General features: G+C 72.5%; 20 protein-coding genes, 3 tRNA genes and 1 pseudogene. 18 read left to right on the top strand and 6 right to left on the bottom strand.

Annotation, left to right across the window (positions count from 1 at the left end):
• Nucleotides 1–852, top strand: coding sequence for a PPK2 family polyphosphate kinase (locus tag ITJ55_RS05465; RefSeq protein ID WP_194594400.1), 852 nt, complete (start codon nt 1–3; stop codon nt 850–852).
• A 14-nt stretch (nt 853–866) separates the two neighbouring features.
• On the opposite strand, the gene ITJ55_RS05460 is transcribed toward ITJ55_RS05465, so the two are convergent.
• Together ITJ55_RS05460 and ITJ55_RS05455 are read right to left on the bottom strand one after the other, a co-directional pair.
• Nucleotides 867–2,270 carry an MFS transporter gene (locus ITJ55_RS05460; protein WP_194594399.1) on the bottom strand — a complete coding sequence of 468 codons (1,404 nt, stop codon included), beginning with the start codon at nt 2,268–2,270 and terminating at the stop codon, nt 867–869.
• Nucleotides 2,267–3,499 (bottom strand): chorismate-binding protein, encoded by a 1,233-nt coding sequence (locus tag ITJ55_RS05455; RefSeq protein WP_194594398.1) that lies wholly within the window; start codon nt 3,497–3,499, stop codon nt 2,267–2,269. The genes ITJ55_RS05460 and ITJ55_RS05455 overlap by 4 nt, the downstream gene beginning before the upstream one ends.
• A gap of 52 nt (nt 3,500–3,551) precedes the next feature.
• Here ITJ55_RS05455 and ubiE point away from each other — a divergent pair, with 52 nt between their 5' ends.
• The 8 genes from ubiE to ITJ55_RS16455 all read left to right on the top strand — a co-directional run bounded on the left by ubiE (nt 3,552) and on the right by ITJ55_RS16455 (nt 11,501).
• On the top strand, nt 3,552–4,292 hold the full coding sequence (gene ubiE, locus ITJ55_RS05450; protein WP_194594397.1) for a bifunctional demethylmenaquinone methyltransferase/2-methoxy-6-polyprenyl-1,4-benzoquinol methylase UbiE: 741 nt from the start codon (nt 3,552–3,554) through the stop codon (nt 4,290–4,292).
• Nucleotides 4,289–5,428, top strand: a complete 1,140-nt coding sequence (locus tag ITJ55_RS05445; RefSeq protein WP_194594396.1) for a polyprenyl synthetase family protein — start codon at nt 4,289–4,291, stop codon at nt 5,426–5,428. Before ubiE ends, ITJ55_RS05445 begins: the two co-directional genes overlap by 4 nt.
• Nucleotides 5,429–5,519: 91 nt before the next feature.
• Nucleotides 5,520–6,902, top strand: coding sequence for an FAD-dependent oxidoreductase (locus ITJ55_RS05440; RefSeq protein ID WP_194594395.1), 1,383 nt, complete (start codon nt 5,520–5,522; stop codon nt 6,900–6,902).
• 114 nt (nt 6,903–7,016) lie between these two features.
• The gene (locus ITJ55_RS05435; RefSeq protein WP_194594394.1) at nt 7,017–7,505 is read left to right on the top strand and encodes a YajQ family cyclic di-GMP-binding protein; all 489 of its coding nucleotides are present in this window, start codon (nt 7,017–7,019) and stop codon (nt 7,503–7,505) included.
• 33 nt (nt 7,506–7,538) lie between these two features.
• Nucleotides 7,539–9,005 carry a cardiolipin synthase gene (gene cls, locus ITJ55_RS05430; protein WP_194594393.1) on the top strand — a complete coding sequence of 489 codons (1,467 nt, stop codon included), beginning with the start codon at nt 7,539–7,541 and terminating at the stop codon, nt 9,003–9,005.
• 138 nt (nt 9,006–9,143) lie between these two features.
• Nucleotides 9,144–9,225 (top strand) — tRNA-Tyr (locus tag ITJ55_RS05425).
• 77 nt (nt 9,226–9,302) lie between these two features.
• Nucleotides 9,303–10,115 carry an inositol monophosphatase family protein gene (locus ITJ55_RS05420; protein WP_194594392.1) on the top strand — a complete coding sequence of 271 codons (813 nt, stop codon included), beginning with the start codon at nt 9,303–9,305 and terminating at the stop codon, nt 10,113–10,115.
• Between the two features lie 279 nt (nt 10,116–10,394).
• Entirely contained in the window at nt 10,395–11,501 is a 1,107-nt protein-coding gene (locus tag ITJ55_RS16455) for a M23 family metallopeptidase (protein ID WP_194594391.1), read from the top strand.
• 107 nt (nt 11,502–11,608) lie between these two features.
• On the opposite strand, the gene ITJ55_RS05410 is transcribed toward ITJ55_RS16455, so the two are convergent.
• Nucleotides 11,609–13,333, bottom strand: coding sequence for a glycoside hydrolase family 13 protein (locus ITJ55_RS05410; protein WP_194594390.1), 1,725 nt, complete (start codon nt 13,331–13,333; stop codon nt 11,609–11,611).
• A gap of 131 nt (nt 13,334–13,464) precedes the next feature.
• On the opposite strand from ITJ55_RS05410, the gene ITJ55_RS05405 reads away from it, so the two are divergent.
• Nucleotides 13,465–14,409 (top strand): aldo/keto reductase, encoded by a 945-nt coding sequence (locus ITJ55_RS05405; RefSeq protein ID WP_194594389.1) that lies wholly within the window; start codon nt 13,465–13,467, stop codon nt 14,407–14,409.
• Nucleotides 14,410–14,445: 36 nt separating this feature from the next.
• Here the strand turns inward: ITJ55_RS05405 and ITJ55_RS05400 are convergent, their stop codons facing one another.
• Nucleotides 14,446–14,982 (bottom strand): 2'-5' RNA ligase family protein, encoded by a 537-nt coding sequence (locus tag ITJ55_RS05400; protein WP_194594388.1) that lies wholly within the window; start codon nt 14,980–14,982, stop codon nt 14,446–14,448.
• 126 nt (nt 14,983–15,108) lie between these two features.
• Between ITJ55_RS05400 and ITJ55_RS05395 the strand changes: the two genes are divergently transcribed.
• From ITJ55_RS05395 to ITJ55_RS05375, 5 genes are all read left to right on the top strand, one after another.
• Nucleotides 15,109–15,180 (top strand) — tRNA-Thr (locus tag ITJ55_RS05395).
• A gap of 52 nt (nt 15,181–15,232) precedes the next feature.
• A tRNA-Met gene (locus ITJ55_RS05390) sits at nt 15,233–15,306 on the top strand.
• A 164-nt stretch (nt 15,307–15,470) separates the two neighbouring features.
• Nucleotides 15,471–16,685: a type III polyketide synthase gene (locus tag ITJ55_RS05385; RefSeq protein ID WP_194594387.1), complete on the top strand. Its 1,215-nt coding sequence runs from the start codon at nt 15,471–15,473 to the stop codon at nt 16,683–16,685.
• Nucleotides 16,682–17,524, top strand: a complete 843-nt coding sequence (locus ITJ55_RS05380) for a methyltransferase domain-containing protein (RefSeq protein ID WP_370544029.1) — start codon at nt 16,682–16,684, stop codon at nt 17,522–17,524. The genes ITJ55_RS05385 and ITJ55_RS05380 overlap by 4 nt, the downstream gene beginning before the upstream one ends.
• Complete coding sequence (locus ITJ55_RS05375) at nt 17,511–18,725, top strand: NAD(P)/FAD-dependent oxidoreductase (protein WP_194594386.1); 1,215 nt, start codon at nt 17,511–17,513, stop codon at nt 18,723–18,725. Before ITJ55_RS05380 ends, ITJ55_RS05375 begins: the two co-directional genes overlap by 14 nt.
• Nucleotides 18,726–18,781: 56 nt before the next feature.
• Here the strand turns inward: ITJ55_RS05375 and ITJ55_RS05370 are convergent, their stop codons facing one another.
• Nucleotides 18,782–19,684 carry a UbiA family prenyltransferase gene (locus ITJ55_RS05370; RefSeq protein ID WP_194594385.1) on the bottom strand — a complete coding sequence of 301 codons (903 nt, stop codon included), beginning with the start codon at nt 19,682–19,684 and terminating at the stop codon, nt 18,782–18,784.
• Between the two features lie 308 nt (nt 19,685–19,992).
• Nucleotides 19,993–20,208 (bottom strand): annotated as a pseudogene (locus ITJ55_RS15910) (DUF3072 domain-containing protein); the annotation flags it as partial.
• A gap of 215 nt (nt 20,209–20,423) precedes the next feature.
• Here ITJ55_RS15910 and ITJ55_RS05360 point away from each other — a divergent pair.
• The 3 genes from ITJ55_RS05360 to ITJ55_RS05350 are packed head-to-tail and all read left to right on the top strand — an operon-like array spanning nt 20,424 to nt 22,398.
• Nucleotides 20,424–20,882 carry a MaoC family dehydratase N-terminal domain-containing protein gene (locus tag ITJ55_RS05360; protein WP_194594383.1) on the top strand — a complete coding sequence of 153 codons (459 nt, stop codon included), beginning with the start codon at nt 20,424–20,426 and terminating at the stop codon, nt 20,880–20,882.
• Nucleotides 20,879–21,310, top strand: coding sequence for a MaoC/PaaZ C-terminal domain-containing protein (locus tag ITJ55_RS05355; RefSeq protein ID WP_194594382.1), 432 nt, complete (start codon nt 20,879–20,881; stop codon nt 21,308–21,310). Before ITJ55_RS05360 ends, ITJ55_RS05355 begins: the two co-directional genes overlap by 4 nt.
• A complete protein-coding gene (locus ITJ55_RS05350) occupies nt 21,307–22,398 on the top strand; it encodes a UDP-N-acetylmuramate dehydrogenase (RefSeq protein ID WP_370544028.1) in 1,092 nt (363 codons plus the stop codon). The genes ITJ55_RS05355 and ITJ55_RS05350 overlap by 4 nt, the downstream gene beginning before the upstream one ends.
• Nucleotides 22,399–22,472: the final 74 nt, after the last annotated feature.

Genomic DNA, 22,472 nt, shown 5'->3' with positions numbered 1-22,472 from the left:
ATGGCCAAGACGTGGACGACCCCGCCCTCCCAGTCCCTCCGAGCCGACGAGGGCTTCGTCCTCGCCGACGTCGACACCTCGTCGACACCCGGCTTCGCGGGTGACAAGTCGTACTCGCAGCAGGTGCTCGAGTCGGGGCGCGAGACGCTCGGCGAGCTGCAAGAGAAGCTGTTCGCCCAGAGCCGCAGTGGCGGCAGCACGGGCAACGTCCTGCTCGTCCTCCAGGCGATGGACACCGCGGGCAAGGGCGGCATCGTGCGTCACGTCGTCGGGGCCGTCGACCCGCAGGGCGTGGCCCACCACGCGTTCAAGGCGCCGACCCCCGAAGAACTCGCCCACGACTTCCTGTGGCGGGTGCGGCGCGAGCTGCCCGGTCCGGGCATGATCGGCGTCTTCGACCGGTCGCACTACGAGGACGTCCTGATCGGCAAGGTGCGACGCCTCGCCCCGCCCGAAGAGATCGAGCAGCGGTACCTTGACATCGTCGCCTTCGAGGACGAGCTCGTCGCGAACGGCACCACGCTGGTCAAGGTCATGCTGCACATCTCGTCGGACGAGCAGAAGGAGCGCCTCGGCGAACGTCTCGAGCGCCCCGAGAAGCACTGGAAGTACAACCCCGGCGACCTCGAGGAGCGCCTCGTCTGGGACGACTACCAGGGCGCCTACGAGACGGCGATCCGTCGCACCTCGACCGAGACCGCCCCGTGGTTCGTCGTCCCGGCCGACCGCAAGTGGTACGCCCGGGTGGCCGTCCAGAAGCTGCTGGTCGACGCCCTCGCGTCGCGCGGCCTCGACTGGCCCGCGGCGCAGTTCGACGTCGACCTCGAGAAGACCAAGCTCGCGACCTCGTAGGGCCGCTGGCGAGCCTAGGAGGCGCGGGTCCGCAACGCGTCGCCCGTCCCCTTCGGCAGCCGGAGCCCCTCGACGACGCTGAGCAGGGCCAGCACGGCCAGCACGATCAGCGCGGCCCGGTACCCGGTCGCCGCGGCCGCCTGCCCGTCGGCCGACGCGACGACGTCGGCCACGCGGACGGCGAGGGCGGTGGCGGCCACGCCCAGCCCGACGGCCAGCTGGCTCGTGATCGACGCGATGGCGTTGGCCGGGCCGATCATCGGTGCCGGCACGTCGGCGAACTGCAACGTGTTGTAGGCCGTGAAGCCCACCGACCGGAAGACGCCGCTCAGCAACAGCACGATCGCGACGACCACCGGGGACGTGTCGGGCCGGACGAGGGCGGCCGCCACGAAGGTCGCCGCGAGGGCGACCGTCGCGACGACGATGATCGGGACGATGCGGAAGCGGTGCAGCAGGGGCGTCGTGAACGGCTTGACCGCGAGGTTGCCGACGAACACCCACATGAGCATCAGGCCGGCCTCGACGGGCGACCAGCCGAAGCCGTCCTGCAGCAGCAGCGGCACGACGAACGGGATGCCGTTGACCACGGCGCGGTAGAGCGAGCCGCTCAGGTTCGTCACGCGGAACGACCCGATGCGGAACGCCGCCAGGTCGAGCAGGGGGTGCGCCGCTCGGCGGAACCACCGCACGGCGACGAGACCGAGCACGACCGCGGCGACGGCCAGCAGCGCCCCGGGCACGAACGTCGTGGGTTCGCCGAGCAGCTCGAACGCGAGCACGAGCGACACGATCGACCCGGCCACGAGCGTCAGGCCGACCAGGTCGAGCGGCTGCCGGTCGCCGACCTCGGGCGAGGGCACGACCCGCCAGGCCGCGACGAGCAGCGCGACGCCGACCGGCACGTTCACGAGGAACACCCACTGCCACCCGAGGTGCTCGGTGAGCAGCCCGCCGAGCAGCGGGGCCACGACGGGGGCGACGAGAGCGGGCCAGGTGAGGTAGGCGATGGCCCGGATCAGCTCGGACTTCTCGGTGCTGCGCAGCACGATCAACCGACCGATCGGCACCATCATGCTGCCCGCGAACCCCTGCACGACGCGCGACGACGTCAACGTGACGAGGTCGGTGCTCGCCGCGCAGGCCACCGAGGCCAGGGTGAAGAGCACGACCGCGGCCAGGAACACCCGACGGGCACCCCACCGCTCGGCCAGCCACGCGCCCAGGGGGATGAACGCCGCGACGGCGACGAGGTACCCGGTGACGGCGAGGCCGAGCTGCGCGGGCTGCACCCCGAAGTCGTCCGCGATCGTCGCGGTGGCCGTCGACAGGATGGTCGCGTCGAGGTTCTCCATGAAGAACGCGGCCGCCACGACGAGGGCGACCGGGCGCGACCACGACGTCGCCGGGGCGGTCATCGGCTGAAGGCGTCGACCACGGGGCGGAACTTCATCGCCGTCTCGGCCACCTCGCGCTCGGGCACCGACTCGGCCACGACGCCCGCGCCGGCGAACGCCCGCACCGAGCCGTCCGGGTCGACCTGCGCGCAGCGGAGCGCGATCGCCCACTCGCCGTCGCCGTCGGCACCGACCCAGCCGACCGGACCGGCGTAACGACCACGGTCGAACGGTTCGAGTTCTCGGATCAGGGCCAGCGCCTCCGTCGTCGGGGTGCCGGCCACGGCCGCCGTCGGGTGCAGCGACGCGATGAGGTCGAGCGAACTCGAGCCGTCGGTGAGGCGCCCGCGCACGTCGCTGGCGAGGTGCCAGAGGTTGGGCAGGCGCAGGGTGAAGGGCTGTTCGCCGGTCACGACGTCGCGGGCGTGCGGCCCGAGCGACAACAACAGGCTGCGCAGGGCGAACGCGTGCTCGTCCAGGTCTTTGGGCGACGTCGCGAGGGCGAGCGCGGCCTGCTCGTCGGTCACGGCGTCGACGCCCCGGGCGGCGCTGCCGGCGAGCACGCGCGCCGTCACCACGCCGCGTTCGGACTTGACGAGCGTCTCGGGGCTGGCCCCGATCAACCCGTCGACCGCGAAGGCGTAGCAGTCGGGGTAGGCGGTCAGCAGGGTGGCCGCGACTAGGCGGAGGTCGGCCTCGGCCGGAAGCGTGCCGACGAGGTCGCGCGCGAGGACGACCTTGCTGACGCGACCGGCGCCGATGGCGCGCACCGCACCGGCCACGGCCTCCGCGTAGCCGTCGGCGCCGAGGGCCCCGTCGACCAGCGAGAGACGGACGGAGGCGCCCACCGGCTTGCCGGCGGGCAGCTCGGCCCCGTCGACCCGCGTGATCCAGGCGACGCCGTCGCGGCGCCCGATCACGATGCTCGGGACGATCAGGACGCTCTTCTCGGCCGACTCGTCGTCGAAGGCGAACGAGCCGAAGGCGACCAGCCCGGAGCCCGGGACGCCGACCTCGTCGTCGACGGTGGCCGCCGCCGCGACGGCACGCCAGGCGTCGGCTGCCTCGGTCATCCGGTCGGGGCCCGAGAACTCGAGTCGCAAGGCTTCGCCGACGCCCGCCATGCCCGCCCCGCCACGGACGAAGACCAACGGACGGGCCCGGTCGACGACGTCGAGCAGCGGGCTGATGTGGTCGATGCGGGTGGTGCGGACGGCGAGGGACGGAGCGCTGAACGCGGGGGAGTTCACCCGTCGACCCTACTCGGGACACCCCCAGTGCTTGACGGTAGGATCGACCATCGTGACCAAGGCCGACATGAACAAGCAACCCGACGAGGTCGCCTCGATGTTCGACGGCGTCGCGCGCCGTTACGACCGCACGAACGACGTGCTCTCGGCGGGCAACGCCGTGCTGTGGCGCATCGCCACCGTCAAGGCCGTCGGCGCGGGCCCGGCCGACAAGGTGCTCGACATCGCGGCGGGCACCGGCACGAGCTCGGCGGCCATCGCCCAGCGGGGTGCCGAGGTGATCGCCCTCGACTTCTCGAAGGGCATGGTCGAGGTCGGTCGCGAACGCCACCCCGAGCTCGAGTTCGTCGAGGGCAACGCCGAGTCGCTGCCGTTCGACGACGACACGTTCGACGCCGTCACGATCTCGTTCGGCCTGCGCAACGTCAACCGGCCGAAGGTCGCCCTGGCCGAGATGAACCGCGTGCTCAAGCCCGGCGGCCGGCTCGTGGTCTGCGAGTTCTCGACGCCTCCGTTCGGCCTGCTGCGGGCCGCCTACCGGGCCTACCTCCGGTACGGCATGCCCCTCATCGCCAAGCTCACCAGCAGCAACGGCCCGGCGTACTCCTACCTCGCCGAGTCGATCGAGCAGTGGCCCGAGCAGCAGGTCCTCAGCCAGTGGCTCCGCGGCGCCGGGTTCACCCGGGTCGCCCACCGCAACCTGAGCCTCGGCATCGTCGCGCTGCACCGCGGGCGCAAGCCGGCGCAGGGGGCCGCACGCGCCTCCTCGCGGTCGAAGCGGACGACCTCGTGAACGCCGGGGCGCCTCCCGCGCAGCGCAACTCGCTGGGCCGGTCGCTCGGTCTGGGTGAGAAGCTCTTCGCCACGCCGACCGAGCGTCGGTTCGTGGCGGCCGTCGACGACGGGCTCGAACTCGTCGAGGCGGGGCTCCTGCGCGAGATCGCCTTCGCCGACGACATCGCCGACGCCACGACGCGGTACCTGCTCGCCGCGGGCGGCAAGCGAGTCCGACCCACGCTGACGTTGCTCATCGCCCAGCTGGGCGAGGGTGCGACGCCGGGCATCGTGGCCTCGGCCCAGGCTACCGAGATCACCCATCTCGCCTCGCTCTACCACGACGACGTCATGGACGAGGCGCAGATGCGCCGCGGCGTCCCGAGCGCCCAGACCGTGTGGGGCAACAACGTCGCCATCCTGGCGGGCGACCTGCTGTTCGCCCGGGCCAGCACGATCGTGTCGGGCCTCGGCCAAGAGGCGATCCTGCTGCAGGCCGAGACCTTCGAACGGCTCTGCCTCGGTCAGCTGCACGAGACCGTCGGCCCCCGCGAGGGCGACGACCCGATCGCGCACTACCTCGACGTCCTCGCCGACAAGACCGGGTCGCTCATCTCGACCGCGGCCCGAGCCGGCGTGATGTTCAGCGGTGCGCCGCGCGAGTACCTCGCCCCCGTCGCCGAGTTCGGCGAGAAGATCGGCATCGCGTTCCAGTTGATCGACGACGTCATCGACCTGTCGGACCAGCCCGCCGAGACCGGCAAGAAGGCCGGCACCGACCTGCGGGCGGGCGTCGTCACGCTGCCGGTGCTCTACCTGCGCCAGCTGGCCCGGACCGACCTCGAGGCGTCGTCGCTGCTGAACGAGATCGACCGCATCGTCGACGCCACGCGGGCGGCGGCCCAGCGCTCCGACTGCGAGCCGACGGCCGACGACGCCCCGGCGGCGGACCTCGCCCACGAGACGTCCCACCTCGACGCGGACTTCGCCGACCTCGTGCGTCGCGTCCGCGAGCACGACGTCACCGAACGCACCCGCGTCGAGGCGCACCGGTGGGCCCGTGAGGCGCTCGACGCGTTGTCGCCCCTGCCCGACGGCCCGGTCAAGAAGGCGCTCACCCGCTTCGCCGACCGCGTGGTCGAGCGGTCCGCCTGACCGGCGCCGCGCCTCCTCGTCCCTCTCGACCTCGAGCACCATCGTCCAACCGGCCGGCCTCGCCGAGCCACCCCAGATCTAGGGAGCATCCGTGACCACCTTGCGACTGGCCATCGTCGGCGCCGGCCCGGCCGGCATCTACGCCGCCGACATCCTCGCGAAGGCCGAGAAGGCCTTCGACGTCTCGATCGACCTCTTCGAGCAGCTGCCTGCCCCCTACGGTCTCGTGCGGTACGGCGTGGCCCCCGACCACCCGCGCATCAAGGGCATCGTCAACGCGCTGCGCGACGTGCTCGACAGCGGCGACATCCGCGTCTTCGGCAACGTCCGCTACGGGGTCGACATCGGCCTCGACGACCTGCGCGAGCACTACAACGCGGTGATCTTCTCGACCGGCGCCATCAAGGACGCCGACCTCGACATCCCGGGCATCGAGCTCGAGGGCAGCTACGGCGCCGCCGACTTCGTCAGCTGGTTCGACGGCCACCCCGACTTCCCGCGGACCTGGCCGCTCGACGCCACCTCGGTCGCGGTCGTCGGCGTCGGCAACGTGGCCCTCGACGTCTCGCGCATCCTGGCCAAGCACGCCGACGACCTGCTGCCCACCGAGATCCCCGACAACGTCTACGAGGGGCTCAAGCAGTCCTCGATCACCGACGTCCACGTCTTCGGTCGCCGCGGTCCGGCCCAGGTGAAGTTCACCCCGCTCGAACTGCGCGAGCTCGGCGAGGTGCGCGACGTCGACATGATCGTCTACGACGAGGACTTCGACCAGGACGAGGCCTCGAAGACGGCCATCGCGACCAACAAGCAGGTCTTCGTCATCGACAAGGTGCTGAACCAGTGGCGTCAGCGCGAGGTCGGCACGGCCTCGCGCCGCCTGCACCTGCACTTCTACGCCAAGCCCGTCGAGGTCGTGGGCGACGCCGAGGGCCGTGTGGCGGCCTTCCGGTACGAGCGCACCCGTCCCGACGGTCAGGGCGGCGTCGAGGGCACGGACGAGCTGCGCGACGTGCCGATCCAGGCGATCTACCGGGCGGTCGGCTACTTCGGCTCGCCCCTCGACGGCATCCCCTTCGACGAGCGTCGCGGCGTGATCCCGAACCACGAGGGCCAGGTGATGGACGACGACAACCAGATCGTCCCCGGCGTCTACGCCACCGGGTGGATCAAGCGAGGTCCGGTCGGGCTCATCGGTCACACGAAGAGCGACGCGATGGAGACCGTGAAGCACCTCATCAACGACCAGGCCAACTGGTGGCAGCCCACCGACCCGTCCGACGAGGCCATCCCGGCGCTGCTCGAGTCGCGGGGGGTCGAGTACACCGACCTCGAGGGTTGGCACCGGCTCGACGAGCACGAGATCGCCCTCGGCGGCTCGCACGAGCACGAGCGGGCCCGGGTCAAGGTCGTCGAGCGCGACGAGATGGTCCGCGTGTCGCGTGCCGTGGAGTCGGAGTCGACGCCGGCCTGACGTCCTCGACCACCGGCGGCGCGCCTCCTCTGCTGCTCGTCGTCGCCTCGACGACCGAGCCGAGGAGGCGCGCTGCCGTCACCGACGCCGGTGGTCGTCGGTAAGCTGGTCGGCATGGCAGATAGTTCCTTCGACGTGGTGAGCAAGGTCGACAAGATGGAGGCCGACAACGCCCTCCACCAGGCCCAGAAAGAGATCGAGCAGCGCTACGACTTCAAGGGCGTCGGCGCCTCGGTCGACTGGAGCGGCGAGAAGCTGCTGCTCAAGGCCAGCACCGAAGAGCGGGTCAAGGCCGTGCTCGACGTGCTCGAGTCGAAGTTCATCAAGCGCAGCATCAGCCTGAAGCACCTCGACGTGGGCGAGCCCTTCGCCAGCGGCAAAGAGTACCGGATCGAGGCCTCGCTCAAGCAGGGCATCGAGCAGGACGCCGCGAAGAAGATCGGCAAGATCATCCGCGACGAGGCGCCCAAGAGCGTCAAGAGCCAGATCCAGGGCGACGAGCTGCGCGTCCAGTCGAAGAGCCGTGACGACCTGCAGGCGACCATGGCGTTGCTGAAGAAGGCCGACCTCGACGTCGACCTGCAGTTCGTCAACTTCCGCTAGCGGCAGACCGGCGACGGCACCGAGTTCAGAACGATGGTCGAACCAGCCTGGGTGGCGCCGACGATCGCCGTGCTCGGCATCGTCCTCGACATCGCGATCCGCGTGTTCGCGATCGTCTACGTCCCGATCAACCGGCGGCCCCAGACGGCCACCGCCTGGCTGCTGGCCATTTTCCTGCTGCCCTACGTCGGGTTCGTGCTCTTCCTGCTGATCGGCAGTTCGAAGCTGCCCGCCAGGCGACGCGAGAAGCAGAGCGAGATCAACAAGTACATCATCGAGACCACCGAGGGCATGGAGCGCGTCAAGCGCGACCACCCGTGGCCCGCCTGGCTCGACTCGGTGGTCGAGCTGAACCGCACCCTCGGGGCCATGCCGCTCGTCGGCGGCAACACCGGCCGGATGCACACCGACTACGACGAGTCGATGGCGGCCATGGTCGAGGCGATCGACGGGGCGCACCGCTACGTCCACGCCGAGTTCTACATCACGAGCCTCGACCGCACGACCGAGCCGTTCTTCGTGGCGCTCGAGAACGCGCGGCGGCGGGGCGTGACGGTGCGCGTGCTGATGGACCACATCGCCAGCCGGGGGTACCCGGGTTACCGCAAGGCCCGGCGGAGGCTGGACGCGATGGGCGTGCAGTGGCAGCTCATGCTGCCCGTGCTGCCGTTGCGGGGCAAGTACCAGCGGCCCGACCTGCGCAACCACCGCAAGCTGCTCGTGATCGACGGTCGCATCGCCTTCACGGGGTCGCAGAACATGGTCGACAAGAGCTACCAGAAGCGCAAGAACAAGCGACGCGGCCTCGAGTGGAAAGACTTCATGGTGCGCTTCGAGGGGCCGATCGTCGCCGGCATCAACGCCCTCTTCGTGACGGACTGGTACAGCGAGACCGACGAACTGCTGCTCCGCGAGACCGACCCCGTCCACACCGCCGACCGGCTCGACACGATCGACTGCCAGGTGGTGCCGAGCGGGCCGGGCTTCGACGGCGAGAACAACCTGCGGCTCTTCAACTCGTTGCTCTACAGCGCCCAAGAACGCATCATCGTCACGAGCCCCTACTTCGTGCCCGACGAGTCGATGCTCTACGCGATCACCACGGCGGCCCAGCGCGGGCTCGAGGTGCAGCTCTTCGTCAGCGAGATCGGCGACCAGCCCGTGGTCTACCACGCGCAGCGCTCGTACTACGAGGCACTGCTGCGGGCGGGCGTGCGCATCTTCCTGTACCGCTCGCCGACGGTGCTGCACGCCAAGCACTTCTCGATCGACGACGAGGTGGCCGTCATCGGGTCGAGCAACATGGACATGCGTTCGTTCAGCCTCAACCTCGAGATCTCGATCATGGTGCGCGGGCGCGAGTTCGTCGACCGGCTGCGCGAGGTCGAGCAGTCCTACCGCGAGTCAAGCCGTGAGCTCTTCCTCGACGACTGGCTCGCTCGCCCGTTCCGCTCCAAGGTGCTCGACAACGTCGCCCGCCTCACCTCGGCGGTGCAGTAGCCGCCCGTCTCCTCGTGATCTGCGTCGCGAAGGTTCGGGGCTGCAGGGTCGGCGGGTGGGTGTGGTCGAGCGGGGGCCCGAGAGGCTGTATATTTGTCTGGCGCCTCCGGTCGGTGATCACACGGGCTGGGCGTGCATGGCAAGTTACCCAAGCGGCCAAAGGGATCTGACTGTAAATCAGCCGGCGTAGCCTTCGGGGGTTCGAATCCCTCACTTGCCACGGTTTCCCCTCAAGAACGGACTCGCTCGTCGAGTCCGTTCTTGCGTTTCCGGGTACCCGACCCACCAGGAGGCCCCGTGCCCGTCACCCCGACCCCCGCCGAACTGCTCGAGATCGCGGTGTCGGTCGCCCGCGACGCCGCCGACCTCGCGGCCCGCCGCCGAGCCGAGGGCGTCGAGGTGGCCGAGACCAAGAGCAGCACGGTCGACGTCGTCACCCACACCGATCGTGAGGTCGAGTCGTTCGTCCGCGACCGCCTGGCCGTCCTGCGGCCCGGAGACGGCTTCTTCGGCGAAGAAGGGGCACCCGACGCCTCGACCACCGGGCTGACCTGGGTCGTCGACCCGATCGACGGCACCGTCAACTTCGTCTACGGCATCCCGCAGTGGGCCGTCAGCATCGCGGTCGTCGACGGCGGCCCCGACCCGCTCACCTGGCGTGCGCTCGCGGCGGTGGTCGCCAACCCGACATCGGGCGAGACCTTCACGGCGTCGCTCGGCGGAGGCGCGTGGCTCGACGGCGGGCGGCTCGCCGTGAACGCACCGGCCTCGCTCGAGCAGTCGATGCTCGCCACCGGCTTCTCGTACGACGCGGCCCGTCGCGTCCAGCACGCGGAGGCGCTCGTCAAGGTGGTCGGGCGCGTCCGTGACCTGAGGCGCCTCGGGGCGGCCTCGCTCGACATCTGTGCCGTCGCCTCCGGGCGGGTCGACGCCTACGTCGAGCGGGGGCTCAAGCCGTGGGACCACGCCGCCGGCGCGCTCGTGGCGGCCGAGGCGGGGGCGATCGTCCGGGGCGAGGTCGGCCAGGCGCCCAGCGAATCGTTGACCTTCGTCGCGGCTCCGGCCATCGCCGACGAGCTCGCCGCCCTGGTCGTCGAGGCCGGCATCTGACGTCGACGGGCGGTGCCCGATCGCGACGACGACCCGGGTGAAATCCCGTGTTCCACCTGCGGGAACGCCCGGTGGCACCCGAACGCGGGTAGCCATCCGTTCATCGACCGGCTACCCTTGTGAGGTCGTTACTGATCCGTGATCATCACGTGATGAGCCTGTCGGCGCCCGTCCTCCCGGTGACGAGCGTGGTGTGGCTGCCGCAGATCACCAGCAACGGCCGTGAAGACGACGGTGCACCCACCGCCCGATCCCGAGCACCCCGAGGACCAATCACCCGTGACGAAGTACCAACAGATCGCCGAGCCCGACGGCGACGGAACCCCGTCGCGTCGCGCCACCGACGACCTCGTGGCCACCGGTTCGACGCGTGTCGTTCCGTCCGAGCCCACGGTGGCCGACGCCCCCGTCTACCTGACCCGCCGCGAGGCCCGCGAGGCCGAGCGTCGTGCCGCGGCCCGCACTGAGACCACCGCGGCCCCTGCCGTCCCGGTCGTCGCCGAGGCCCTCGCCTCGTCGCCCGCCGCCGCCTCCGAGCCCCTCTCCCCGCGTCGTGCCGCCCGCCAGGCCGCCGAGTCAGCCGCCCGTCCGACCGCCGCCCGTCGCGTGCGTGCCGCCAGGGCACCGCGACCCGCCACGGGTCGCGAGTCGAACACCCGCACGCCCCGGACCGCCGGCGCGACCTTCCGTCGGACGACCAAGCGCGTCACCGTCGTCGGCGCCATGCTCTTCGCAGGGTCGATGCTGGTGGCCACGTCGGTGCCCGCCAACGCGTTCTTCGTCGACACCCCGACCCAGACCGCCGCCAAGAAGGCCACCGACTCGCAGAGCTACACCGCGACCGCCTCCACGGCCGACGGCACGGACGCCGGCGTCTCCCGCGACGGCTACTCGGTCACCGAGATGAAGGCCGTCACCGAGTACGCGTCGACGAGTGCCAGCACCTTCTCGAACGACGTCGACGGCACCGTCCAGTGGCCCTTCCAGACCGGCGTGCCGATCAGCAGCGGCTTCGGCGCCCGCCAGGTCGCGAACTGCGGATTCTGCTCGACCTTCCACCAGGGGCTCGACTTCGTGCCCGGGGCCGGCTCGCCGATCCAGTCGATCGCCGACGGCGTCGTCAGCAAGGTCGACGGCCCCTCGGGTGCCCTCGGCAACAACGTCTGGATCGAACACGTCGTCAACGGCCAGAAGGTCACCAGCGTTTACGCCCACATGCAGACCGGCTCGGTCGAGGTGACCGAGGGCCAGACCGTCACGGTCGGCACCATCATCGGCAAGGTCGGCAGCACGGGCAACAGCACCGGGGCACACCTGCACTTCGAGATCGTCATCGGCGGCGTCCCCGTCGACCCCTACCCCTGGCTGCAGGCCAACACGAACTGACCTCGGCGCCGGCGTCCCACGCCACCTCGCGAGAAGAGCCCCACCGGCACGACCGGTGGGGCTCTTCTCGTCTCGTCACGCCCCGGGCGGGGCCGCCGGCCGGGGCGTCACGGCGACGTCGTGAGCCAGACCGTGGCGTTGGGCGGCAGGGCCGGGCCCTCGACCACCATGGTCGCCAGCAGCACGTCGGCGACGGGCAACTCGACCGCGACGTCGCCCATGTTCGCGACGACGGTCACGCCCTGGTTGCGGAACGCCACGACGTCGGGGCCGAAGCCGTCGAGCCAGGTCACCGACCCGGCGCCGAGGTCGTGGTCGGCCCGCAGGCGCAGCGCCCGCGTGTAGAGCTCGAGCGTCGACCCGGCGACTCCGCGCTGCTCGTCGCGGGCGTAGGTCGACCAGTCGGCGGGCTGCGGCAACCAGGAGGCGCCGGTCGCGTTGAACCCGAAGGCCGGCTCGTCCGCCGACCAGGGCAGCGGCACGCGGCAGCCGTCGCGACCGTAGCGCTCGCCGCCGGTGCGGAACCAGGTCGGGTCTTGTCGGGACTCGTCGGGCAGGTCGACGGCCTCGGGCAGTCCGAGTTCTTCGCCCTGGTAGAGGTAGGCGCTGCCGGGCAGGGCCAGCATGAGCGCCGAGGCGGCGCGCGCGCGGGCCAGCCCGAGTTCGGGCACGGGCAGCCCGTCGCTCTTCGGCCCGATGCCGTGCCCCTGCGGGTTGTCGGCCGTGAGGGCGAGCCGACTGGCGTGACGCACGACGTCGTGGTTGCTCAGCACCCACGTGCTGGGCGCGCCGACGCTCGAGAACGTGGCGATCGACGCGTCGACGACCTCTCGGACCGCCGGAGGCGACCAGCCGGTCTCGAGGTAGGCGAAGTTGAAGGCCTGCTGCATCTCGTCGGGGCGGACCCAGTCGGCGAGGCGCGAGAGCGGCTCGACCCAGGCCTCGGCGACGAGCACCCGGTCGCCCGGGTACCCGGCGAGCACGGTGTTCCACTCACGGTAGATCTCGTGCACGCCCTCTTGCCCCCAGTACGGCGGCGGGGCGGTGTCGCCCTGGCCGCCGCCCATGCTGCCCGAGTCCGCGGGAGGCGTGTAGTCGGGCAGCCCCTCGGCCTTGATCATGCCGTGGGCGACGTCGACCCGGAACCCGTCGACGCCGCGGTCGAGCCAGAAGCGGAGGACGTCGACGAACTCGTCGCGGACGCGACGGTTCGTCCAGTCGAGGTCGGGCTGCGACGAGTCGAACAGGTGCAGGTACCACTGACCCGGTCGACCGTCGGCCTCGGTCACCCGCGACCAGGCCGGCCCGCCGAAGATCGACTGCCAGTTGTTCGGCGGCAGCTCGCCGTCCGGGCCGCGGCCGTCGCGGAACAGGTAGCGGGCGCGAGCGGGGGAGCCGGGTGCGGCCTCGAGGGCCTCGCGGAACCAGGCGTGGTCGCTCGAGGTGTGGTTCGGCACGACGTCGACGATGACCCGGAGCCCCAGCTCGGTGGCCCGGGCCCGCAGGGCGTCGAAGTCGGCCAGGGTGCCGAAGAGGGGGTCGACGTCGCGGTAGTCGGCCACGTCGTAGCCCGCGTCGCGCTGGGGCGACGTGTAGAAGGGCGACAGCCAGACGGCGTCGACGCCGAGGTCGGAGAGGGCGTCGAGACGCGAGGTGATGCCGGGCAGGTCGCCGACGCCGTCGCCGTCGTGGTCGGCGAACGACCGCGGGTAGACCTGGTAGATGACGGCCGTGCGCCACCACTCGGCGCCCTGGCCGGACGTCGTCGAGGTGCCCTCGAGCGGGGCGGTCGGGGTCAGCGTGTCGGTCTCGGCCGGTTCTCGTGTGGACATGCGGCCACGATACGGCAGGCCCCCGACGCGCCATCGGCTACGGTTCTGCTCAGAGCACCCTGCGCGCGAGCACCAGCCGAGCGAGCACCCGCGACACGATTGGCACGACCCTGAACCCTGCGACCGACCTCGTGACGGCCGACCTGCCCGCCGGCACCCGGCCGTTCCCGCTCGCGCTCGGGACGAACGTCTTCGGGTGGACGGTCGGGGCCCCCACCGCCCTCGAGGTGCTCGACCTTTTCGCCGACGACGGCGGGCGGGTCGTCGACACGGCCGACGTCTACTCGGCCTGGCTGCCTGGCAACTCGGGGGGCGAGTCCGAGGCGATCATCGGCCGTTGGCTCGCCCGGCCGGGCAACCGCGACCGGGTCGTGCTCAGCACCAAGTGCGGTCAGCACCCCGAGGCCCCCGGTCTCTCGCGCGCCAGCATCCGCACCGCGGTCGAGGCCTCGCTCCGGCGTCTGCGCACCGATCACGTCGACTTCTACTTCACGCACTTCGACGACGACCAGACCCCGCTCGACGAGACCGTCGGCGCGCTGAGCGAGCTCGTCGACGAGGGCAAGATCCTCTGTGCCGGGGCGTCCAACTACACCGGGGCGCGCCTCCGGCAGGCCCTCGAGATCGCGGCCCGTGACGGCCTGCACCCGTTCCGCGTCGTCCAGGTCGCCTACAACCTCGTCCGCCGCGGCGAGTACGAGGGCGACGTCGCGGCCATCGTCGACCACTACGGCCTCGCCGTGCTGCCGCACTCGTCGCTCGCCAGCGGGTTCTTGACGGGCAAATACCGTCACGAGGCGGGCCGAGGGGACTCCCCGCGGGGCAGCAGGGCCCTCAGCTACGTCACACCGCAGAACCAGGGCACCCTCGAGGTCGTCGTCGAGATCGCCGAGCGGCTCGACGTCGAGCCCGGCGCCGTGGCGGTGGCCTGGCTGGCCTCGCGCGACAACGTCGTCGGGGCGCTCGGCAGCGCTCGCACCCCGCGCCAGCTCGAGGGCCTGCTCGACGCGGCCCGGGTCGAACTGACCGAGGCCGACCTGGCGTCGCTCGAGGCCGTCTCGCGTCCGGTCGGCTGAGACCAGGACGGTGGCGACGCGGCCCGACGCGTCCGACTACCCGGTCGGCGGCCCGAGCGGCACGACGGTCTTCGTGCCGGGGTCCCACCGCCGCAGGGCCGACAGGGTCACCGCACGGGTCGCGGGAGCGCCCCCCGCGGCGAGGGCGTCGACGGCCCGCGCCACCTGGTCCGGCGTCAGGCGCGAGGCGAGCGTCACGTGGGGCGTCCACCGACCGGGGGTCGTGTGTGGGGCGTCACCCGCGCCTCCCAGGCCCTCGTGCACGTCGGCGTGCAGCGCGAGCAGCTCGCGCGTCACGACGAGCGGTCGCACCAGCACGAGCCCGCGCGGGGGAGCCCCGAACAGCAGCAGCCCGCCGAGCTCGGCCGGCAGCGGCAGGGCCGCCGAGAGGGCCAGGAGGCGCGGGTCGGCGGCAGGGTCGAGGCCGGGTCGTGCCACCAGCGTGACGTGCGGCGCGTTCGACGTGCCGGCGTGGTCGCCCTGCGACGGCAGGCCCGCCTCGGACAGGAGGCGCCACTCGGCACGGACGGCCGCGTCCGAGGCCTGGTCGAGCAGGAGTTCGATGCTGTGCACCCGTCGATCCTGGCCCGGACGGGACGCGGCGGACCGGGGCGTCACGTGGCGTCAGCACCCCGTTCGCTCTGCTACCCTTGTCTGGTGCCAATCGGCAGCGACCCCGGTCGCTCGCCCGGTGGTCACGCCCCGATAGCTCAGTGGTAGAGCACTTCCATGGTAAGGAAGGGGTCGTCAGTTCAATCCTGACTCGGGGCTCTGGCTGTCTCGGTCCCGTCCCGGTGTGATGCCGGCAGGGCCCGCAGCCTGCGGCGGGGTAGCTCAGTTGGTTAGAGCACACGGCTCATAATCGTGGTGTCGCGGGTTCAAGTCCCGCCCTCGCTACCGCAGGCCCGGATCTCTCACGAGTTCGGGCCTTCGTCGTCGGTGGACCCGGTCGCGTCGTCTTCGGCACGACCCCGGTGACGGCGTCCGGCCCGACGGCGCCCGGGCCGACGGCTTCCGTGCCGACGTCGCCATCGGTCGGGCTGTCGGGCCTACGATGAGGCATGGCCGTGAGCATCCGCAGCATCGGCACCGCCGTGCCCCCGACCACCATCCGGCAAGACGACGTCCGCGAGATCTTCGCGACGCAGCCGGGCCTCGGCCGTCTCGGGCAGCGGATCGTCGGTGCGGCGTTCGGGGCCTCGGCCATCGAGACGCGGCACACCGTCGTCGACGAGCTCGACCAGCAGCCCCGTGAGGGCGAGGCCACGTTCTACGACGCGGCGACGAACGAGATCCTGCGCCCCGGCACGGGGGCGCGCAACCAGGTCTACGTCGAGCGGTCGCCCGAGCTCTTCCTCGGCGCAGCCCGGGCCGCCCTGGCCGGTGCCCCCGACCTCGGCCCCGACGACGTCACGCACGTCGTCAGCGTCTCGTGCACGGGGTTCTTCGCGCCCGGCCCCGACTACCTCCTGGTGCGGGGCCTCGGGCTCTCGCCGTCGACCCGTCGCCACCACCTGGGTTTCATGGGCTGTTACGGAGCCTTCCCCGCCCTCGCCGCGGCCCGGGACTTCTGCCTGGCCGACCCCGACGCGGTCGTGCTCGTGGTCTGCGCCGAACTCTGCACGCTGCACCTGCGCAGCTCGGACGACCCCGACTCGATCGTCGCGTCGTCCGTGTTCGCCGACGGGGCCGCCGCCGCCGTCGTCACCGCGCGTCCCGCACCGACCGGTGCCGTCGTGCTCGACCTCGACGTCCTCGAGACGGTCCTGACCCCCGTCGGCGAGACCGACATGGCGTGGACGATCGGCGACCTCGGCTTCGACATGGTGCTGAGCAGCTACGTGCCGCAGATCATCGAGCTGCACATCGACTCCGCCCTCGCGCCCTTGTTCGCCGCCGGGGGCGTCGGCGTCTCCGACGTCGACCTCTGGGCGGTCCACCCGGGCGGGCGCAGCATCCTCGACCGCGTGCAGCAGCAGCTCGGCCTCGGCGACGACCAGCTCGCGCCCTCGCGGGCCGTGCTGCGCGACTACGGCAACATGTCGAGCGCCACCGTGCTGTTCATCCTGCGAGACCTCCTGGCGGGGCCGGACGCGACGGGGCCGGACGCGACGGGGCCGGACGCGACGGGGCCGGCGGACGCGACCCTCGAGCCCGAGGTGGGGGCCGAGGCCGTCGCCGCGTCGTCGACCACGGCACAGCGGGTCGGTGCCATGGCGTTCGGCCCCGGGCTGACCGTCGAGACCGCGCTGATGACGCGACGCATCGTCTCGTGAGCGCGACCCGCGCCTCCTCGGCTCGGCCACCCGGCCACCGGCCGCCCCGGTGGCCCGACCTGTCGCGGCGCGGCACCGACCTCGTCGAGCTGATGGACGACCCCGACTGCGACCTGGCGCTGTTGAACGCGACCTACCGGGCGTTCCCGCTCGTCAACGGCCTCGTCGCCGGGTGGCGGCGGGTCTACCGGCGCCGCCTGCGTCCGCTGTTGTCGACCCACCGGACCACCCGTCTGCTCGACCTCGGATCGGGGGGTGGCGACCTCGCGCGCGCCCTGGCCGGTTGGGCCCGTCGCGACGGTCTCGCCCTGCACGTCGTCGCCGTCGACCCCGACGCGCGGGCACACGCGTTCTCGGAGTCGCGTCCCACGCCGCCCGGCGTCGAGTTCCGGCGGGCGTCGAGCAGCGAGCTCGTCGCCGCGGGCGAGACCTTCGACGTCGTGGTGTCGAACCACGTGCTGCACCACCTGGACGACGCGGCCCGGGCCGCCGTGCTGGACGACAGCACCCGCCTGGCGACCCGGCTCGCGGTGCACGCCGACATCGAACGCGGACGCGGGGCCTACCTCGCCTACCGGGCCGCGACCCGCCCGTGGCGCTCGCGGTCGTTCGTGCACGTCGACGGGCTGCTCTCGATCCGCCGCAGCTTCACCGCCCCCGAGCTCGCCGCCGTGGCGCCCGCCGGGTGGCGGGTCGTCCGGCAGCGGCCCTACCGGCTGCTGCTGGTGCACGAGCCGGGTGCGGAGCGGGGCAGCGCCACCGCCCCCGAGCGAGCCGCCGGCGAGACCGCCCCCGGAGCCTCAGCCGGAGCCCGAGGCGGTCACCGTGCGGACTCATGACGTCCTGATCGTCGGCGGCGGCCCCGTCGGGGTCATGCTCGCGGCGGCCCTGGCGGACCGCGGCCTCGACGCCGTCGTCTGGGAGGCGCGGGTCGACGACCCTGCCCACTCTCGCGCCCTCGGCGTGCATCCGCCCTCGATCGACCTGTTCGACCGGCTCGGCCTGGCGGACGACCTGCTCGAGGGGGCCGTCCGCATCCGACGGGGGATCGCCACCAGCGGCGCCCGGACGATCGGTTCCGTGCCATTCGACCGGGCGTCGCCCCGCTGGCCGTTCGTGGCTGCGGTGCCGCAGGACGCCACCGAGACCGTGCTGCGGCAGGGGCTGGCCGATCGCCGTGCCGACGCCCTTCGACGCGGCACCCGGTTCGTCGGGCTCGAGCAGCGGGACGACGACGTGGTGGTGCACGGGGTCGACGTCGACGGCCCCGTGGTCGCCGCCGCCCGCTTCGTCGTCGGGGCGGACGGCACACGCAGTGCGGTCCGCGCGGCGCTGGGCGTCGACAGCCGGGCGCGCGACCTGCCCGATCGGTACGTCATGGGCGACGTCGCCGACGCGACCGGGCGCGGGCCCGACGCCGTGATCCACCTCGAGCGGGCCGGGGTCGTCGAGTCGTTCCCGTTGCCGGGTGGTCGTCGTCGGTTCGTCGTCCACGTCGGCACCGTGCCCGAGGCCGGCGGGCGGCGGGCGTCGACCCCGGCTGCCCCGGTGTCGGCTGCCCCGGTGTCGGCCGCCCCGACCGCCGACCAGCTCGCCGCTCTCGTGTCACGTCGCACGGGGGAGCCCGTCGACCCGACGACCACGACGATGACCAGCGCCTTCGGCGTCCGGCGGCGCCTGGCGACGCGCACGGTCGTCGGCCGGGTGGTGCTGATCGGCGACGCCGCCCACGAGATCAGCCCGATCGGCGGGCAGGGCATGAACCTCGGCTGGCTCGACGGCGCGGCCCTCGAGACCGTGCTCGCGACGGTGCTCCGACGACGCGGCGGTCGGGCGCTCGACCCGGGCTCCTTCGACCGGTTCGAGGCCGGTCGGGCGCGGGCCGCCCTCCGCGCCGCCCGTCAGGCCGAGTGGAACACCGCCCTCGGTCGTCCGGTCGGGGCCGGTGCCGCGCGGGCCCGCGACCTCGCGCTCGGCGCCGTGCTGCGCGACCCCGGCCGACACGTCCTCGCCTCGGTCTACGCGATGCGCTGGGCCTGACGCCGGTAGCCTGCCGGCGAGTCGCCTCGCCGGCGAGTCGCCTCGTCGGCGCGGCGTCAGGCGACGATCGTGCCGCCGCTCAGCGCGAGCTGCACGACCAGCAGGATCGCCGCCGCCATGATCAGCCGGAACAGGGTGCGGTCGACGCGTCCGGCGCGGACGAGGCCCACGCCGACCACCGCGATGCCGAGCGTCACGACGGTGCCGACGACCGCCGCGACGAGGCCGGGCGTCGACGAGTCGCCGCCGAGTTGCCCCCCGAGTAGCAGGACGGCGGCGACGGCGAGGGCGGCGAAGGCGACGACGCCCGAGACCGTCCGCCCCAGCCGGTGGGGGAGCCCCGCGATGCCGGTCCGGGCGTCGTCGTCGAGGTCGGGCAGCACGTTGGTGAAGTGGATGGCCACGCCGAAGACCGCACCGACCAGGACGGCCCAGGCCGCGGGTGCCGCGGGTGGAGCGGCCGCGAGGGTCGCCACGGCGGGCAGCAGCCCGAAGCTCACGACGAACGGCACCACCGAGGCGGGCGTGCGCTTGAGCCCGAGGTCGTACGCCCACCCCGAGGCCACGAGCACGAGGTGTGCCGTTCCCGCCGCGGCGCCCAGCGCGAACGAGGGCGCGAGCATCAGCAGCCCGCACGCGACGGCGGCGGCTCGCACGGCCGACACGCTCACCCGACCCTGGGCGACCGGCTTGTCGGTGCGACCGACCGCACGGTCGCGTCCGGCGTCGAGCCAGTCGTTGGCGAAGCCGATCGACGCCTGCCCGAGCAGGACGGCCAGCGCCAGCAGGGCCAGCCGCGCCATCGGCAGACCCGAGGAGGCGCCGAGCACGACGGCGAGGAGGGTCACCACGACCGTCGGCCCCGGGTGGGTCGACCCGAGCAGGGCAACGGCCGTCGAGACGGCCCCGTCGCCTCGGCCTGTGGCAGGAGGACGGCCGCGGTGCCCGTCGGTGGTCATCCGCTCACCCTAGACGGGCGTCGGCACGGGGAGGCCGAGGCGGTACGACAGAGGGGCACGCCTGGCCGGCGCGATGCGCCGGCCGACGCGAAGAGGTGCACCCGAGTCGGGGGAGGACTCGGATGCACCCCGTCGCACCCTCGGCGCTCGAGGTGCAGGTGGATCAGTACCGGCACGCGCCGGATGAGGGTGCCCACGTCGAGTTACCATCCCAGACGTGCCTGGAGTGTACGTCCGTCGTGGTCGTACGGGAAGGGCTCCCGGGTCGTTCTTCGCAGAACGGCCCGGGAGCCCCGGTGGGTGCGGCGTCAGGCGCCGCGGCCCGTCTTCTGCTGCAGGCGGTCGATGTGCTCGCTGGCCTCGGCCTTGGTCATGTCGGCGGGCAGCTCTTCGCCGGCCTCGCGAGCCAGGGTGTCGAGGTAGCTCTTCTGCGGACCGGTGATCGGCTCGTCGCCGGTCACCCAGTCGTCGGGGTCTTTCGAGGCCGTGCTGCCGGCGTCGGGGCGGGCGCCACCGAGGGTCTCGCCGTGTGCCGGGTGCGAGTTCTCTTCGCGGGCGGTGGCGGCCTGGTCGGACTCGGTCTCGGTCTGCTCGGTGGTGGTCGTCTGGTCGGACTCGGCCGCTGCCGGGTCGACGGGCGTGATGTCGGGGTCGATGTTCGCGTCGCTCATGCCGTGACCGTACGCCGTGCCCCCGACACCGGGCCGGTGGTCGTACCCCGCTGGTTAGACTCGACCGCGTGTCCGTGAACCCTGAGCTGCAAGGGCGGGTCTTCCCGCCGGTCCCGCCCTACCTGGTGGGTCGAGAGAAGGTGCGCGAGTTCGCGCGCGCGACCGGCTCGACGAGCCCGCTCTCGTTCGATGTCGAGGCGGCCCGCGCGGCCGGCCACGCCGACGTCGTGGCGCCGCCGACCTTCGCCGTCGTGGTGCAGGAGGCCACGCTCGCGCAGCTGCTCGCCGAGCCCGACGCGGGCATCGACTTCTCTCGCGTGGTGCACGGCGAACAGCGCTTCTCGCTGACCCGTCCGATCGTCGCGGGTGACGAGCTGACGGCCACCCTGACGGTCACGAGCGTCAAGACGCTCGGCGGCAACGCGATGGTGACGGCGTCCTCCGACATGCGCGACGCCGACGGGCAGCACGTGGTCACGGCCGTGTCGACGCTCGTCGTCCGCGCCGACGAGGGGGTCGCCGCGTGAGCGCCCTCGAGGTCGGCCAGGTCGTGGCCGAGAAGACCTACCCCCTGACGCGCGACTCGCTGGTGCGGTACGCGGGCGCCTCGGGTGACTTCAACCCCATCCACTACCGCGACGACGTCGCCGCCGACGTCGGCCTGCCGGGCGTGCTCGCCCACGGCATGCTGACGATGGGCACCGCCGTCCAACCGGTCGTCGAGTGGCTCGAGGGCGCCGGCGACGACGCCGGCGTGCTCGGCTGGGTGTCCGACTACCAGGTGCGGTTCACGCGTCCCGTCGTGGTCGACCCGGCCGCCGGCGCCGAGATCGTGGTCACCGCGAAGGTCGGCAAGCTCGACGACGAGGCCGGCACGGCCCGCGTCGACCTGACCGTCACGTCCGCCGGCCAGACGGTGCTCGGCAAGGCGCAGGTCGTGGTGACGCTGGCGTGACGACTTTCGCCGAGCTCACGACGATGCAGGTGGGCGGCGAACCCGCCCGCCTGGTCGAGGCGACGACGACCGACGAACTGCTGGCCGCCGTCCGCGAGGCCTCGCTCGGCGACGACCCCTGGTTCGTGCTGGGTGGCGGGTCGAACACCGTCGCCTCGGACGAACCGTTCGAGGGCACCGTCGTGCGCGTCGCCACGCGTGGCGTCGAGCGCGTCGACACCGACGACGACCGCGTGCACCTGCGGGTCGCCGCCGGTGAGCCGTGGGACGACCTCGTGGCCCACACGGTCGAGCAGGGCTGGTCGGGGCTCGAGGCACTCAGCGGCATCCCGGGGTCGACGGGGGCGTCGCCGATCCAGAACATCGGCGCCTACGGGCAAGAGGTGGCCTCGACCCTCGTCGCCGTGGACTTCCTCGACGACGACTCGGGCGAGTTCGTCCGCATCCCGGCCGCGAACCTCGACCTCGGCTACCGGACGAGCGTGTTCAAGAAGGGCCGTCGCGGCGTCGTGACCGCGGTCGAGTTCGCCCTCGTCGACGACGGAGGCGCGAGCGAGCAGGTCGCGTACCCGCAGCTCGCGAAGGCCCTCGGCGTCGAGCTCGGGGCCCGGGTCTCGGTCGCCGACGTGCGTTCGAGCGTCCTGGCGCTGCGCGCCGCCAAGGGCATGGTCCTCGACCCGGACGACCGCGACACCGCCTCCAGCGGCTCGTTCTTCACCAACCCGATCGTCTCGCGGGCCGACGCGTCGTCCCTGCCTCGCGACGCCCCGCGCTGGCCGACCGGCCCCGAGCCCGAGCGTCAGGTCGTGCCGCTCGGCGAAGAACCCGCCGCCCCGGCACCGCGGGCTCCGGCCGAGGTCAAGCTCAGCGCGGCCTGGCTGATCGAGCACGCCGGCGTCGCCAAGGGCTTCCGGCTGCCCGGGTCACGGGCCGCCGTCTCGAGCAAGCACACGTTGGCGCTGACCAACCGCGGGGGTGCGACGGGTGACGAGGTCGCCGAGCTCGCGCGCTACGTGCAGCAGCGGGTGCAGTCCGAGTTCGGCGTGCTGCTGCACCCCGAGCCGGTCCTCCTCGGCCTCTCGCTCTAGCGACGGCGGCCGGCGGCCGGCGGCCGCCCGCGAGCCCGCTCGTCCGCCACGCGCTGCGGCGGAGGGCCCGGCGC

The sequence above is a fragment of the Frigoribacterium sp. VKM Ac-1396 genome (genome assembly GCF_015350895.1).
Taxonomy (GTDB): domain Bacteria; phylum Actinomycetota; class Actinomycetes; order Actinomycetales; family Microbacteriaceae; genus Frigoribacterium.
Note: the sequence above shows the minus strand (reverse complement) of the source record. Positions and strands in the feature narration are given on the sequence as shown.

Bases quoted from the DNA above. Each gene is read 5' to 3' on its own strand.
- ITJ55_RS05385 (WP_194594387.1), top strand. From the start codon at position 15,471: ATGGCCGTGAGCATCCGCAGCATCGGCACCGCCGTGCCCCCGACCACC.
- ITJ55_RS05370 (WP_194594385.1), bottom strand. From the start codon at position 19,684: ATGACCACCGACGGGCACCGCGGCCGTCCTCCTGCCACAGGCCGAGGC.
- ITJ55_RS05465 (WP_194594400.1), top strand. From the start codon at position 1: ATGGCCAAGACGTGGACGACCCCGCCCTCCCAGTCCCTCCGAGCCGAC.
- ITJ55_RS05460 (WP_194594399.1), bottom strand. From the start codon at position 2,270: ATGACCGCCCCGGCGACGTCGTGGTCGCGCCCGGTCGCCCTCGTCGTG.
- ITJ55_RS05410 (WP_194594390.1), bottom strand. From the start codon at position 13,333: ATGTCCACACGAGAACCGGCCGAGACCGACACGCTGACCCCGACCGCC.
- ITJ55_RS05435 (WP_194594394.1), top strand. From the start codon at position 7,017: ATGGCAGATAGTTCCTTCGACGTGGTGAGCAAGGTCGACAAGATGGAG.
- cls (WP_194594393.1), top strand. From the start codon at position 7,539: ATGGTCGAACCAGCCTGGGTGGCGCCGACGATCGCCGTGCTCGGCATC.